The following is a 15,871-nucleotide window of genomic DNA, read 5'->3' on the forward strand; positions in this document are numbered from 1 at the left end:
CATTTTAAATTACTTGTATGAAAGTTATTCTATACCTAATAGTATTAGTTATTGGCAACCATGTAGCCGCGCAAAATCCAATGTATGGCTTGGTACCTGAAAAAGACACAGATAGTATGCTATTTTTAACCTATTATGTAAAGCATGTTCCAGAAACGGGTTTAAGCATAAAGCACCTTAAAACAATTTATGCCAAAGGACGCATAAAGGATTTTAACCAGAACTTATCCTTACACAAAAACGGAAATTTAATTTGCACATTACGTAACGAGCAGCAGCAAATTATAACCACATTATACATAAAAAACCCCTTAATTAAATCGGTTGAATTTGTTAACAATACTGGCCAATTGCAAAAACGACTTATTGAACAAACCAACACAGATTTTACATTTAGAATACCCGTTACTAAAGAGGTGAAATTTGTAACAATGGGACACATTACCAACCAAACCATTCAAACACTATCAACTATTAAACTTTAGCTATCATGATTGGAAAACAATTAAGCTTATTTCTGTTTTTTGTTGGAAACATCCTTTTTTCCCAAACCTTTACCGTGGAAACTATAAAAAACGCAGGCGCTAATGATAAACATATTAACTTGGTTATTCTGGGAGATGGCTACACCGCTTCCGAACAAACCAGTTTCCGGATGGACGCCCAAAATTTCTCGGACGCTATGTTTAGTCAGTCGCCATTTGCGGAATATACCAACTATTTTAATGTTCATATTATACAGGTTATTTCTAACGAAAGTGGAGCCTCCCACCCGCAAACAACCACCGATGCAGGTTGTGCAGATGTACCCGTTCATGTGGTCGATAATTTTTTTGGAAGCGCTTATGATAGTTTTGGATCGCACAGACTTTTATACACCCCTAACAGTAGCTTAATTAGTCAAGTACTGGCTACCAATTTTCCTGAATACGACCAAGCACTTATTTTAGTTAATGCGCCCTATTATGGTGGTAGCGGCGGAACTTTTCCAAAAGCTTCCACAGGCGTTTCTGCTAATGAAATTGCCATTCATGAAATTGGTCATTCGCTGGTAAATTTAAAAGACGAATATTACCCAGGCGACTATTTTGCAGAGGAAGGTATAAACATGACACAACAGGCCGATCCTACATTAGTAAAATGGACCAATTGGGTAAATACTAGCGGCGTTGGGGTGTATCCATACTGCACCAGCGGAAGCTGCGCTACATGGTACAGACCGCACCAGCGTTGTAAAATGCGCTATTTAGGCGACCCCTTCTGTGCCGTTTGCAAAGAAGGTATAATTGAAAAAATACACGACTTAATAGTGCCAATTTCTAATATAAGCCCTGAAAATTTGACTGTGGAAGTAGCTGCCTTTCCCATAGATTTTAATCTGTCCTTAATAGAACCTATTCCAAATTCTTTAGAAACCACATGGACTCTAAACGGAAATGTATTTGCCAATAATACAGCCGCTGTTTCCTTAACAGAAACCCATTTACCGCAAGATACCAATACCCTTACTGCCGTAGTTGTAGATACCAACAACATGCAACGTATTAACAATCATGAAACAATACATGCCAATATGGTATCATGGACCATTAGCACCAGTACATTAGGAATAGCAGAAATTATAGGAGAAACGCATAGTATAGATATATCTGTGTACCCAAATCCTACTGCAGACAATATTTATATTTACTACAAAAGCAATAGGCTACCAGCTTTACGCGCAGAGCTAACGACTATGCAAGGCAAACAACTAAATACCACAACGTTACAACCTGGTGCTACCAACAGTATAACTTTGCACAACCAAGCAGCGGGCTTTTATTTAGTACATATTTATAATAAAAATACCCTGATAACGACCCGAAAACTAATAAAGCAATAAAAAACTTATTTAGTTGGCGGGTACTTTTCTAATAATTTAGAAATAACTTTTTGAAATTGGGCAGAACGGGCTTCGGGCGAATTTTCTGGGGCGGTTGGCTCACTACTTACCGCCTGCCAAAATAGTTGTTGTGTGGTACCATCTACAAAGTCTAAAATTAGTTTACGCGTAACAGAACTTTGGCCAATTGGAATACCAACCGATACACCGCCACCATGACTACCAACACCCATGCCTACAGAGCTAGATGGTTTTGGCTTGTAAGCGCTACTACTTTTAACATCTATGATAAAATCGGGGGTTTCAGATAGTGTAAAACCTTTGTTTTGGAGTTGCGAATCTAAAATTTGGAAAAAGCGTTTCGCATCTAGTTCACTTAAACCCGTTTGCATATTATCAAAATAATTATATGTTTTATACTGCGAAAAATCGGTGCCTTTTTCATAATCGTAGGTAACCATTATACCACATGAGGAAAGGAACAATACCAAAGTAAGGGCAAGAAATTGTTTCATGGCAACTTTTTATTTTAAATATACAAAAATTATTCAGAATCGGGCTCCACAGACTTGGTTAGTGCCGATGAAATAATACCTGTAGGAATTGCCACAATACCCAAACCTATTAGTAAAATAAAAAATGTAAATACTTTTCCGCCTACCGTTATAGGGTACACATCGCCGTAACCTACAGTGGTTAGTGTTACAATGGCCCACCATAAACTATCGAAAATAGATGCAAAATGTTCGGGCTGTGCGGCGTTTTCGAAGTAATAAATACCAACAGCCGAGAAATAAATTAGAATAAGCGTAATGAATAGAAATAATAAAATTTCTTCTTTAGCCGATTTAATAGCTGCAGTAAAATGATTCATTGCACGGTTATACCGAACCAACTTAAAAATTCGGAATAATCTTAAAAAACGTAAAGCCCGTAAAGAGCGTAAATCCACACCAAAAGCAAGGTAAAAAGGCAGAATCGCTAACAAATCTATTATACCAAAAAAGCTAAAAACAAATTTCAGCTTTTTATTGGCAACATAAATGCGTAACAGGTATTCCAAGGTAAAAACAAGAACAGTAAAGGTTTCAATACCTCGTAAAATTTTACGCGTTTCTGGTTCTAAATCAAGAATGGTTTCCAGAGTAAAGGTAACAATGGAAATTAATATTAGTATTTGAATACATACCGCAAATACCCGGCTTCCATTATTATCATTAATTTCAACAAGCGCCTTAATACGTTGTTTCATAATAACTTACTGTTTTAACATGTGCCACAATTTATCTTTAAGCGGCAAAAGACCCTCCTGTGCTACAGAAGAAATAAACATATAGTCCACCGGTAGCTCGCCTTCTAGCTGTTCATTTAATTCGGCTTTTAGTTCCTCGTCCAACATATCGCTTTTAGAAATGGCAATAATACGTTCTTTGTCTAAAATTTCAGGATTATAGCGCTTCAATTCATCCAAAAGAATATCGTACTGTTTTCTAATATCATCGGCATCGGCGGGAATTAGAAACAACAACACCGAATTGCGTTCTATATGGCGCAAAAAATAATGACCCAAACCACGACCTTCCGCGGCACCCTCAATAATTCCGGGAATATCGGCAAGCACAAAAGATTGATGGTCGCGATATTCTACAATTCCTAAATTGGGTTTTAATGTGGTAAACTCGTAGTCTGCAATTTTGGGTTTTGCTGCTGTAAGCACAGAAAGTAGGGTTGATTTTCCGGCATTTGGAAATCCTACCAAACCAACATCGGCTAAAATTTTTAATTCTAAAATAATTTCGCGTTCCTCTCCAGGAATACCAGGTTGTGCATAGCGCGGGGTTTGGTTTGTGGCACTTTTAAAATGCCAGTTACCACGACCACCCATACCGCCTTTTGCTATTATTTTTTCTTCACCATGATGTGTTATTTCAAAAATAATGTCGTTCGTTTCTTTATCACGCACAACGGTACCCAAAGGCACATCCATGTAAACATCGGCACCGTCTGCTCCTGTGCTTCTGCTTTTACCTCCGTGTAAACCATGATCGGCTTTAAAATGTCGTTTAAATTTATAGGTGTATAAAGTCCATAGGTTTTGGTTTCCACGAATAATAACATGACCACCGCGGCCACCATCCCCGCCGTCTGGTCCTCCTTTTTCTATATATTTTTCACGATGTAAATGTGCAGAACCCTTGCCACCATTTCCAGAGGACACATAGAGTTTTACGTAATCCACGAAATTTCCTTCAGTCATATTTATCTTTTTAAGTTTATTTTTTTTAACAACAAACCTGATAGCTTCGTTGGAATACCTATCAGGTTTAATAGTTGTGTAGGCTATTTATGGAAACTTTATTTTAGCCTTTATTGTTTGCCGTATCTTAAATTTAAGTGCTATTAACCTTAAATAAAATTTTTAGGCACCTTATTTTATGCTATCAATTACAGTACTTAACCGCTGTGTTATGTCTTCTATACTACCAACGCCGTTAACACCAAAGTACTTGTTTTGAGCTGCGTAATAATCTTTTAAAACAGCCGTTTTTTTATAGTATTCTTTAATTCTGTTTCGAATTATGTTCTCGTCTGCATCGTCTGGCCTGCCACTAGTCTTACCGCGTTCTAACAAGCGATTTACCAAAACCTCATCGTCTACTTCTAGCGCTATCATGGCATTTATTTGCGAATCTTTTTCTTCCATTAAAACATCCAGCGCACGTGCTTGTGCGTTGGTGCGCGGAAATCCGTCGAAAATAAAACCTTTGGCGTCTGCATTTTTTTCTACCTCGGCATTTAACATATCGATGGTAACTTGGTCTGGCACCAATTCGCCTTTATCCATGTAGGATTTTGCCAGCATGCCTAAAGCTGTTTCGTTCTTTATGTTAAAACGAAACACATCGCCTGTAGAAATGTGAACTAAACTGTACTTTTCTTTTAAAAATTCTGCCTGTGTTCCTTTACCTGCTCCTGGGGGACCAAATAGAACTAAATTAGTCATGTGTTGTGTTGTTTTTAATTGGTATATTTCGGGTAAATCGCGGCCTAACCCATCGTAATCTAGGCCATAGCCTACAATAAATTTATTAGGTATCTCCAGGCCAACGTAATGTAATTTAAAATCTTTTTTGTAGGACTCGGGCTTGTAAAACAGCGTAGCAATTAGCAGTTGCTTTACGCGTTCATTTTTAAAAATTCTGTGTACCTCTTCCAAGGTATTTCCAGAATCAATAATATCTTCCAGCACTACTACGGTTCGGTTACTTAAATCTTGAGTTAAGCCAATTAGCCGTTGAATATCCTCGGTGGATTTTACACCTTCGTAAGAGGCCAATTTTATAAAAGTAACTTCGCAGGGTTTTGGATATTTCTTTACAAAATCGCTTACAAACATAAACGACCCATTTAAAATACCCACAAAAACGGGTATTTCATCGCCCAATTCGGTGGCTATTTCATGCACCATCCTGTCTACAACCGCTGCTATTTCCTGTTCTGAAATAAAGGGTTTAAAGTATAAATCGTGAAGCTTTATCACTTGTCTTTCTTTTTAGGCTTACAAAGATAAACATTTAACAAGGTTTTTACGAATTATGCAAACTATATTGTTGTAATTTTAATTTTTTAGCAGCTACAGGATTTGTATTTTTGCCTCAGGCTTTTAGCCCTAGCCAACTTATAGACACAATTATAACCAATGACTTACTTTTCTTCTAACTTCAAACTAGGTATTTTAGGCGGTGGCCAATTAGGAAAAATGCTTTTAAATGATACGCGGAAATTCGACATTCACACCAGTGTCCTAGACGCCAGTCCCGAAGCACCGTGTAAAATTGCCTGTAACGAATTTCATTTGGGCGATTTAATGGATTATGACGCTGTTTATAATTTTGGCAAACATGTAGATGTTTTAACCTTCGAAATTGAAAATGTAAATACACAAGCATTAGAAGCTTTAGAACAGGAAGGTGTGCTTGTTTTTCCTTCGGCAAAAACACTACAAATTATTCAAAACAAAGCTACCCAAAAATTATTTTATCAAGATCATGGCATACCTACTGCCGCATTTTCGCGATTTGCCTACACCAATGAAATAAAAGACGCTGTTGCTAATGGTGGTTTACAACTGCCATTTGTTTGGAAAAGCGCTCAATTTGGCTACGACGGTAACGGCGTTAAGGTGGTTAGGAAACTAACCGATTTGAACCAGCTCCCTAATGTGGCCTGTATTGCCGAAACTTTAATTCCTTTTAAAAAAGAATTAGCGGTAACAGTTGCCAGAAATCCAGACGGTGCCACAGCCATATATCCGGTGGTTGAAATGGAGTTTCATCCGGAAGCGAACCAAGTGGAATACGTTATTTGCCCAGCGCGTATTGATCCTAAAATAGCCGAAAAAGCAACACAAATTGCCCTAAAAACCTCACAAGCTTTTAACCATGTGGGACTTTTAGCTGTTGAAATGTTTTTAACCGAAGATGATACCATTTTGGTAAATGAAGTTGCGCCAAGACCTCATAATTCTGGTCATCAAACCATAGAGGCTAGTTACACCTCGCAATTTGAACAACATTTGCGCGCTATCTTAAATTTGCCTTTAGGAAATACTGAAAACAAAACTGCTGGCGTAATGGTTAATTTAGTAGGTGCCGAAAATTATACCGGTCCAGTTGCTTACAAAAACATTGAAACCATAATGGCCATGCCCGGTGTAACGCCACACATATACGGCAAAAAAGAAACCCGCCCTTTTCGTAAAATGGGTCATGTAACCATAGTAAATAACTCTGTAAACGAGGCTAGAAATATTGCCGAAAAGGTAAAAAGCACCATTCAGGTTATTAGCCATTCGTAAACGCAAAGCGTTAAAATATCAAACTAAAAGAAGACCTGCTACCCTTTTATATTGAAGCTAGGCAGCCTCTAAAATTATAAAATAACGAACACTAATTTAAAGAAGTATTACAGCATATTATGAGTAAAATAGGAATAATTATGGGAAGCAAAAGCGACCTACCCGTTATGCAAGAAGCCATATCTATTTTAGCGGAGTTTGGCATTACTACGGAAGTAGATATTGTATCGGCTCACCGCACGCCAGAAAAACTTTTCGATTACGGTTCCAAGGCGCACACACGCGGTATAAAGGTAATAATTGCAGGTGCTGGTGGCGCAGCGCATTTACCCGGCATGGTTGCTTCATTATCGCCGTTACCTGTTATTGGCGTACCTGTAAAAAGTAGCAACTCAATTGATGGCTGGGATTCTGTTTTGTCTATTTTACAAATGCCTGGTGGTGTTCCTGTAGCTACCGTAGCTTTAAATGGCGCCAAAAATGCGGGAATTTTAGCTGCCCAAATTTTAGGTGCATCGGATGCCCAAATACAAGAAAAAATAATAGCCTATAAAGAAGGATTGAAAGAAAAAGTAATTGAAACTGCTAAAACACTGAACAACAAATAGTCTTAAAATATAAACCTCGGCCAAAAGCCGAGGTTTATCGCTATTAATCAATGGTTCAAAACGCGCAGTGCGCTCATGAAAAAACCGTCGCAAAAATACTATTATTTGTCGACAAATTTGAATCGTTGGTCATAAAATTGCGTTAATATTTAAACTTTTAAAAACTGCTACCCTTTTTACACCGAGCCTTGTTGTTTTTAAAATCCATTTTAAATACATTCAACGCTATCACACCAAAATATAATACCTATGAATGTACTAAATAAACCATTTGAAACACCTTTTGAAACGGCCCCATTTTCTAAAATTTCAGACACCGATTATTTGCCTGCTTTTAAAATTGCTATTGAAAAAGCTAAATCCGAAATAGAGCGCATCACCGCAAATCCAGAACCACCAACCTTTACAAACACTGTGGAGGCTCTGGACTTTTCGGGCGAAGAATTAGACCGTATTTCGAGTATATTTTTCAATATTAATGCGGCAGAAACCAACGATACCATTCAAAAAATAGCACAAGAAGTTTCGCCGTTATTAGCAGAATTTAGCAATGATATTACCCTTAACCAAGCACTTTTTAAGCGGATAAAAGCCATTTACGACAAAAAAGAAACGCTAAAGCTAACTACGGAACAGCAAACCTTATTAGATAAAAAGTACAAAAGCTTCTCTAGAAACGGGGCTAATCTTTCTGAAGAAGATAAAAAAACATTGCGGGAAATAGACAAATCCTTAAGCAAACTAAAATTAACCTTTGGCGAAAATGTTTTAGCTGAAACTAATAGTTTTGAGTTACACCTTACAAACGAGGCCGATGTTGATGGTTTACCGGAAGGTGCCAAAGAGGCTGCTAGCAACCTAGCAGAAAGTAAAGGTAAAAACGGGTGGTTAATAACTTTAGATTATCCTAGTTACATACCATTTATGACCTATGCCACAAATAGGGAATTGCGCAAAAAACTGGCTTTAGCTGCGGGTGCAAAAGGGTTTCAAGACAATGCGTATAACAACGAAAATGTGGTATTGCAAATAGCTAAATTAAGGCATAAACGCGCCAATTTATTAGGCTATAAAACCCACGCTCATTTTGTTTTAGAAGAACGTATGGCCAAAAATCCAGAGACGGTCAACACGTTTTTAAACAATCTGTTAGAAAAAGCCAAACCTGCGGCATTACAAGAGTTTAAGGAGCTACAAGAATTTGCCCAAGAGCAGGATGGTATTGAACAACTTCAAAAATGGGATGGCGCATACTACGCCGAAAAGCTTAAGCAAAAACGCTTCCAATTGGACGACGAAAAGCTTAAACCCTACTTTAAACTAGAAAACGTAATTGCTGGTGCTTTTAATATTGCTAGTAAACTATTTGGCTTACATTTTACAGAAATTAACACCATTGACACCTACCATAACGATGTACGCACCTACCAAGTAACCGATACCACAGGCACTTATATAGCCATACTCTATGCCGATTTCTTTCCAAGACCTGGCAAGCGAAATGGCGCCTGGATGACCGTTTATAAGCCACAATATGTTAAAAACGAACAGAATAGTAGACCCCATATTTCCATTGTTTGCAATTTTACCAAACCAACAAAAACCAAACCTTCGCTACTAACCTTTAACGAGGTTACCACTTTATTTCATGAATTTGGGCATGCGCTACACGGTATGCTGGCCAACACCACTTACCCCAGTTTATCCGGAACAAGTGTGTTTTGGGATTTTGTTGAACTTCCTAGCCAAATATTGGAAAACTGGTGTTATGAGAAAGAGGCGCTAGAACTTTTTGCTACGCATTACGAAACTCAAGAAGTTATTCCAATGGCATTAATTAAAAAAATTAAAGAATCTGCCTCGTTTCATGAAGGTATGCAAACCATGCGCCAAATAAGCTTTGGCTTATTGGATATGAGCTGGCACGGACAAGACCCAACAGCTATAAGCAATGTTAAAGCTCACGAACTAGAAGCCTTTAAACAAACCAAACTGTTCCCAGATGTAGCTACAAATTGTATGAGTACGGCTTTCTCGCATATTTTTCAAGGTGGCTACAGCTCGGGGTACTACAGCTACAAATGGGCTGAAGTTCTGGACGCTGATGCCTTTGAGCATTTTCAAGAAAAAGGGATTTTTGATAACGATGCTGCTACAAAATTTAAAAACCATATTTTATCGCAAGGCGGAACAGAGGATCCCATGGTGTTGTACAAACGCTTTAGAGGTAAAGAACCGCAACCAGATGCCTTATTAAAACGAGCAGGATTAATTAAAAAATAAAACAAACAAGTATTTTGGTAAACCAATTTAAGTGCAAGTAATGCTTTTTTAAACAGAATAGAATAATAAAAAAGCCACTGTGTTTGGCAACGCAAACAGCTGTATGGACCATAAAATATAAAGTAATAAAGTCTTAAATAGGTGCCACACCACAGCATTCATTAAGTTTATAATTTTGCATACTAAAAATAAAACTATAATTTAAGCGTAAAAATAACGCTATGTTGGAAGCCTTACACAGCAGCCCAAATTGGAATAGAAATAAGAAATAATTAATGGCGGTACAAAAATAAGTTACTTTTGCTACCACTGCAGACACACGTTTATGCCAAAGCATCAAATTAATCCAGAAAAATGGATCGACAGGTACTCAGATTACTTGTTTAATTTCACTATCGCTCGTATTAGCGATAGAGAAATTGCTAAAGACCTGGTTCAAGATACGTTTTTTGCCGCCTTAAAATCCAAGAAAAATTTTAAAGGTGAAGCCAGCGAGCGCACATGGCTCATCTCCATATTGAAACGTAAAATTATTGATCACTACAGGAAAATAAATTCAAAAAAAGGGCAGGCAGAGGTACGCATGACCTATAATAGCACTGAAACAGAGGATGGCGATTGGCTAGAGGAACGCATAGCAGACCCTTTCGATAAAACCGCCGAAGATACTTTGGAAAACAACGAGCTAGGTGAAGCTATTTACAGCTGTCTAGAAAAACTACCTGAAAAACAAGCACTTATTTTTAAAATGAAAACCATAGAAGGATTAGAAACCGAAGTTATTTGTAATGAATTAAATATAACAGCGTCTAATTTATGGGTTATCATTCACAGAGCCCGAACAGCTATGGCACAATGCATGGAAAAAACTTGGTTTAATTAGTATTTATGAAAAAACGATTTTTATTTATTTCTTGTGAAGAAGCGCAACACATTTGCGATAAAGCACAGTACAATGAAGCTAGTGGTTACGAAAAATTTAAATTAAAACTCCGCTTGGCTTGGTGCCGCTTTACCCGCGCTTATGTACAACGCAACCTAAAACTAACCCACACCATTAAATCTGGTAATGTAAGATGCCTAAGCAAATCGGAACGGTCGCAAATTAAAACAGAATTCAATAAAGTGTTATCCAAACACGAGCATTAACAACAGCCATAAAACAGGAATTCCTTCCACCCAGAAACTACTGTAATATTTGGATTGGTTCTGCTTTGCATACAGCACACTACAAACAACCAGCAACCCAATTACCATTTGAATACCAGTAGCTATTGGCATTGCCAAAGGCATTACCATAGTTGTTAGCCAAAAAAGCGCCATTAAAAATATCCCCATAATTTTAGTGTTTTTAATTCCTATCTTTTGCGGAATAGTTGCCAACTTTAAACTGTCGTATTGCATATCGCGCATTTCAAAAGGCAACATTAAAGCCAAAACAAACACAAAGCGTTGTAAGCAGGCCCAAAACACAGCAAACTCCAAAGCCACGGGAGCAGTTACCAATGGTACAAACACTGTAACACCCATCCAAACCAATGCAATAACATAAATTTTTATGCCGCTCAAATTGCGTAAATTTTGCTGATAATAAACCGTAGTTTTAACAGGAATAAAAGGACTAGCATACAAAAAAGTTACCATCCCAAACCCAAAAAAATACAGCAAAGAAGCCCATTTTAATTGAAAGGCAAAGTAGCCACCAAAAACAATAGCACAAACAGTAAGAAGTTGAATACTTTTAAGTCCTCTGGATAAACTGCGGTGATGAAATTTAGCAAGACCAAAAAATTTAACAAAATTATAACCCACAATAGTAGCAAAAAACACAAAAAAAAGAACCGCTTTGGAGGCAGGAATGCCGTAATTTAAGTAACTCACCCATGTTAAAGAAGCAGCCGATAAGGCCACGTGCACACTACTATTTAAATAAAAATTGAACAGAGCTTTTAAACCGGACATATTACAAAAATACACAAAGTGTTCATAACAAAGTTAATTGGTTAAAAACTTTCATTTTATTGGTTATTAAAATGTGATTTATTCCGTAATTTTACAACTTAAAATTCAACACAACTTTTTAATGAATACAACTGCTTTCGCACAACGCCACATTGGTCCAAGAGAAGAAGACCAAAATCGCATGTTACAAACCATTGGAGTAGACTCATTAGATCAACTAATTTATGAGACCATTCCGGACGACATCCGATTAAAAAAAGAGTTAAATCTTGATGAAGCCATGAGCGAACAAGAATACTTGACGCATATTCATGAGTTATCAAAACGCAACAAAACATATAAAACCTATATTGGTTTAGGCTACCACCCAACTATTTTACCTGCTGTAATTCAGCGTAACATTTTAGAAAATCCAGGTTGGTATACAGCCTACACGCCATATCAAGCGGAAATAGCGCAAGGCCGTTTAGAAGCTTTGCTCAATTTTCAAACTATGGTAACGGATTTAACGGGTATGGAATTAGCAAATGCTTCCTTGCTAGATGAAAGTACAGCTGCTGCTGAGGCCATGGGCTTGTTATTTGCCGTAAGACCAAGAGAACAGAAAAAAGCCAATACGAATAAGTTTTTTGTATCGGAAAATATACTGCCTCAAACCTTATCTCTGCTACAAACTCGGGCAACACCTATTGGTATTGAACTGGTTGTAGGCAGCGAATCGGAATTTAATTTTTCATCCGACTTTTTTGGTGCCTTATTGCAGTACCCAGGAAAAGACGGTCAAATTACAGACATAAAAAGTTTTATTGCTCAAGCAAATAACAACGGCATAAAAGTAGCAGTTGCAGCCGATATTTTAAGTTTAATAAAGCTAGAGGCTCCGGGTAAATTTGGTGCCGATGTAGTTGTAGGTACAACACAGCGTTTTGGTATCCCTATGGGTTACGGCGGGCCGCATGCAGCATTTTTTGCCACAAAGGAAGCTTACAAACGCGATATTCCAGGCCGTATTATTGGTGTTACCAAAGATATGAATGGCAACAGAGCGCTGCGCATGGCATTGCAAACGCGCGAACAACACATAAAACGAGACAAAGCCACTTCAAATATTTGTACGGCTCAAGTTTTATTAGCTGTTATGGCTGGTATGTATGCGGTATATCATGGTCCTAAAGGCTTAACACAAATAGCTAATAGGGTTCATAACATTGCCGGATCTGTAGCTAATGCTTTAGAAAAAATAGGTTACACGCAAACCAATACAGCTTATTTTGACACGCTAAAAATTAAAGCCGATGCAGCTGCTATTAAAAGTGCAGCAGAAGCGGCAGAAGTTAACTTCTACTATCCAGATGCCGAAACGGTTACTATTTCAATAAATGAAACCACTACGCTTAAAGACGCCAACCAAATAGTGTCCATTTTTGCTTCCGTAGCAAACAAAGAAACTGTTTTAATAGAGACTATTTCAGAAACCAATATGGTTATGGAATCTCTGCAAAGAACATCGGCGTTTTTAACCCTAGATATTTTTAATTCGCATCACTCCGAAACAGAGTTAATGCGGTATATTAAAAAATTAGAGCGTAAAGATTTATCTCTAAATCATTCTATGATCGCTCTAGGTTCTTGTACCATGAAACTTAATGCAGCTGCAGAAATGCTGCCATTAAGTTCGCCAAACTGGAGTACCATTCACCCATTTGTTCCAGCAGACCAAGCAGAAGGCTACTTAACGGTTTTAAAAGAGTTAGAAGACCAACTAACCGAAATTACTGGTTTTGCAGCCACCTCATTGCAACCTAACTCGGGGGCTCAAGGCGAGTTTGCAGGTTTAATGGTTATTAAAGCTTACCACGAATCTCGTAACGATCATCATAGAAATATTTGTTTAATACCGTCTTCCGCACATGGTACCAATCCTGCAAGTGCAGTTATGGCTGGTATGAAAGTGGTTGTTACCAAGGCTAATGAGCAAGGTAATATAGATGTGGACGACTTGCGCGAAAAAGCAGAACTTCACAAGGACAATTTATCATGTTTAATGGTAACTTATCCATCAACACACGGCGTTTACGAGTCGGCTATTAAAGAAATTACACAAATTATCCACGACAACGGTGGTCAAGTTTATATGGATGGCGCCAATATGAATGCACAGGTTGGTTTAACCAACCCAGGTAATATTGGAGCCGATGTTTGCCACTTAAATTTACACAAAACTTTCGCTATTCCTCACGGTGGCGGTGGTCCAGGTGTAGGCCCTATTTGTGTAGCTAAACAATTGGCCCCATTTTTACCAAGCAACCCTATTATAAAAACAGGTGGTAGCCAAGCTATTACAGCCATTTCTGGCGCGCCTTTCGGATCGTCGTTAGTATGCTTAATATCCTATGGTTATATTAAAATGTTAGGAGCAAAAGGCCTTACCGACGCTACTAAAATTGCCATCTTAAATGCCAATTATATTAAAGAACGCTTACAGGGAAGTTTCGATACATTATACTCGGGTGAGCGTGGTCGTGCCGCACATGAAATGATTGTAGACTGCCGTGCGTTTAAAGCTCATGGCATAGAGGTGGTAGACATTGCTAAACGTTTAATGGATTATGGCTTCCATGCACCAACCGTATCCTTTCCAGTTGCTGGAACTTTAATGATAGAACCAACAGAAAGTGAAAGTAAAGCCGAAATAGATCGTTTTTGCGACGCCATGATTGCCATTAAAAAAGAAATTGATGCCGTTTCTAAAGACGACAGCAACAATATTTTAAAAAATGCACCCCACACTTTAGATATGCTAACTGCCAATGAGTGGTTAATGCCATATACCAGAGAACAAGCTGCATTTCCACTGGAATACGTGCGCGACAATAAATTCTGGCCATCTGTGCGTCGGGTTGATGATGCTTATGGCGACAGAAATTTGGTGTGTACTTGTGCACCCATTGAAGAATATATGGAAGCCTAACGCCACATAAAAAATAAAGCCTTCAAAAATTTGAAGGCTTTATTTTTACACATAACATGGCTTTCCAATAAAAAGATTAAAAACGCTATAAATTCCCCGGCGCATTCCAAAATGAGCAATAAATTACCTAATTTAGTGGAAGGCTAAAATAATTTCATAAAAAACTAGTATGGCAGTAAAAATAACAGGAACAGGCAGCTATATTCCAGGCAACATTGAAACCAATGCAGATTTCCAGTTGCATGAGTTTATGAATGACGATGGCTCTCCGTTTAAACAAAATAACGAAACCATTATAAAAAAATTTAAAGCCATAACTGGAATTAGCGAGCGCCGTTATGCGAGTAACCAATTTAACACCTCGGATTTAGGCTTTTTTGCGGCAAAAGAAGCCATTTCAAATGCCAATATAGATCCAGAAACCATAGACTATATAATTGTAGGACATAATTACGGCGATATAAATTATAATACCGAACAAAGCGATACGGTTCCTAGTATTGCCTCGCGCATAAAACATTTACTGGGCATTAAAAACCCTAAATGTGTGGCATACGATATTCTTTTTGGTTGCCCTGGTTGGAACGAAGGAGTCATCCAGGCCAATGCATTTATTACTAGCAATATAGCAAAAAAATGCCTAGTAATAGGCGCAGAAACACTGTCCAGAGTTGTAGATAAACACGACCGGGATTCCATGATATACAGCGATGGTGCTGGTGCTGTTATAGTTGAAAAAACAACAGATACCTCTGGCGGTATATTAGCGCATGAAAGCGCCACCTACACTACCAATGAAACCCATTTTATCTATTTTGGGAAAACCAACAATACCGAAAGCACCGACCGCAGAAAATATATAAAAATGTACGGCCGAAAAGTGTACGAATTTGCTTTAAACCACGTACCGTTAGCCATGAAAACCTGTTTAGATAAAAGTGGCTACAATATTACAGATTTAAAGAAAATTTTAATCCATCAAGCCAACGAAAAAATGGACGAAGCCATTGTACAACGTTTCTATAAATTGTACAACCTGGAAATGCCTCAACAAATTATGCCTATGAGTATAGGTACTTTGGGTAATTCCAGTGTGGCAACTATTCCAACACTTTTAGATTTAATTATGCGCGGAAATATAGAAAATCACCATATTGAAAAAGGCGATATAATCATGTTTGCAAGCGTGGGAGCCGGTATGAATATTAATGCTATTGTATACAAACACTAAACTAACGGCTTTACCAAAACCAAAATCTGTAAGAACCAAAAAACCATTTAAAATTTCTTTTTCAGGCCATAAATAA

At 37.8% G+C, this 15,871-nt stretch carries 14 protein-coding genes; 9 read left to right on the forward strand and 5 right to left on the reverse strand.

Features of this window, described 5'->3' with window-relative positions:
• Positions 1–17 precede the first annotated feature (17 nt).
• On the forward strand, positions 18–485 hold the full coding sequence (locus ACFSQP_RS08385; protein ID WP_376893362.1) for a hypothetical protein: 468 nt from the start codon (positions 18–20) through the stop codon (positions 483–485).
• Positions 486–490: 5 nt separating this feature from the next.
• On the forward strand, positions 491–1,882 hold the full coding sequence (locus ACFSQP_RS08390; RefSeq protein ID WP_376893364.1) for a M64 family metallopeptidase: 1,392 nt from the start codon (positions 491–493) through the stop codon (positions 1,880–1,882).
• A 5-nt stretch (positions 1,883–1,887) separates the two neighbouring features.
• Here the strand turns inward: ACFSQP_RS08390 and ACFSQP_RS08395 are convergent, their stop codons facing one another.
• The 4 genes from ACFSQP_RS08395 to ACFSQP_RS08410 all read right to left on the reverse strand — a co-directional run bounded on the left by ACFSQP_RS08395 (position 1,888) and on the right by ACFSQP_RS08410 (position 5,423).
• Positions 1,888–2,397, reverse strand: coding sequence for a DUF4136 domain-containing protein (locus ACFSQP_RS08395; protein WP_376893366.1), 510 nt, complete (start codon positions 2,395–2,397; stop codon positions 1,888–1,890).
• Between the two features lie 29 nt (positions 2,398–2,426).
• Complete coding sequence (locus ACFSQP_RS08400; RefSeq protein WP_376893369.1) at positions 2,427–3,134, reverse strand: ion transporter; 708 nt, start codon at positions 3,132–3,134, stop codon at positions 2,427–2,429.
• A 6-nt stretch (positions 3,135–3,140) separates the two neighbouring features.
• Positions 3,141–4,139 (reverse strand): GTPase ObgE, encoded by a 999-nt coding sequence (gene obgE, locus ACFSQP_RS08405; RefSeq protein WP_376893371.1) that lies wholly within the window; start codon positions 4,137–4,139, stop codon positions 3,141–3,143.
• 171 nt (positions 4,140–4,310) lie between these two features.
• A complete protein-coding gene (locus tag ACFSQP_RS08410; RefSeq protein ID WP_376893373.1) occupies positions 4,311–5,423 on the reverse strand; it encodes an adenylate kinase in 1,113 nt (370 codons plus the stop codon).
• A gap of 159 nt (positions 5,424–5,582) precedes the next feature.
• Between ACFSQP_RS08410 and ACFSQP_RS08415 the strand changes: the two genes are divergently transcribed.
• From ACFSQP_RS08415 to ACFSQP_RS08435, 5 genes are all read left to right on the forward strand, one after another.
• Positions 5,583–6,740, forward strand: a complete 1,158-nt coding sequence (locus ACFSQP_RS08415) for a 5-(carboxyamino)imidazole ribonucleotide synthase (RefSeq protein ID WP_376893376.1) — start codon at positions 5,583–5,585, stop codon at positions 6,738–6,740.
• Between the two features lie 119 nt (positions 6,741–6,859).
• The gene (gene purE, locus ACFSQP_RS08420; RefSeq protein ID WP_376893378.1) at positions 6,860–7,348 is read left to right on the forward strand and encodes a 5-(carboxyamino)imidazole ribonucleotide mutase; all 489 of its coding nucleotides are present in this window, start codon (positions 6,860–6,862) and stop codon (positions 7,346–7,348) included.
• Between the two features lie 249 nt (positions 7,349–7,597).
• Positions 7,598–9,631 carry a M3 family metallopeptidase gene (locus tag ACFSQP_RS08425; RefSeq protein WP_376893380.1) on the forward strand — a complete coding sequence of 678 codons (2,034 nt, stop codon included), beginning with the start codon at positions 7,598–7,600 and terminating at the stop codon, positions 9,629–9,631.
• Between the two features lie 325 nt (positions 9,632–9,956).
• Positions 9,957–10,514 (forward strand): sigma-70 family RNA polymerase sigma factor, encoded by a 558-nt coding sequence (locus ACFSQP_RS08430; protein WP_376893382.1) that lies wholly within the window; start codon positions 9,957–9,959, stop codon positions 10,512–10,514.
• 5 nt (positions 10,515–10,519) lie between these two features.
• On the forward strand, positions 10,520–10,780 hold the full coding sequence (locus tag ACFSQP_RS08435) for a hypothetical protein (protein WP_376893384.1): 261 nt from the start codon (positions 10,520–10,522) through the stop codon (positions 10,778–10,780).
• Here the strand turns inward: ACFSQP_RS08435 and ACFSQP_RS08440 are convergent.
• Positions 10,760–11,593, reverse strand: coding sequence for a hypothetical protein (locus tag ACFSQP_RS08440; RefSeq protein WP_376893386.1), 834 nt, complete (start codon positions 11,591–11,593; stop codon positions 10,760–10,762). The genes ACFSQP_RS08435 and ACFSQP_RS08440 overlap by 21 nt on opposite strands.
• Before the next feature lie 121 nt (positions 11,594–11,714).
• Here ACFSQP_RS08440 and gcvP point away from each other — a divergent pair, with 121 nt between their 5' ends.
• Both gcvP and ACFSQP_RS08450 read left to right on the forward strand, forming a co-directional pair.
• On the forward strand, positions 11,715–14,564 hold the full coding sequence (gene gcvP / locus ACFSQP_RS08445; protein WP_376893388.1) for an aminomethyl-transferring glycine dehydrogenase: 2,850 nt from the start codon (positions 11,715–11,717) through the stop codon (positions 14,562–14,564).
• A 169-nt stretch (positions 14,565–14,733) separates the two neighbouring features.
• Positions 14,734–15,795: a 3-oxoacyl-ACP synthase III family protein gene (locus ACFSQP_RS08450; protein WP_376893390.1), complete on the forward strand. Its 1,062-nt coding sequence runs from the start codon at positions 14,734–14,736 to the stop codon at positions 15,793–15,795.
• The last annotated feature ends 76 nt before the right edge of the window (positions 15,796–15,871 follow it).

This window comes from Bizionia sediminis (assembly GCF_042684585.1).
GTDB lineage: Bacteria > Bacteroidota > Bacteroidia > Flavobacteriales > Flavobacteriaceae > Algorimicrobium > Algorimicrobium sediminis.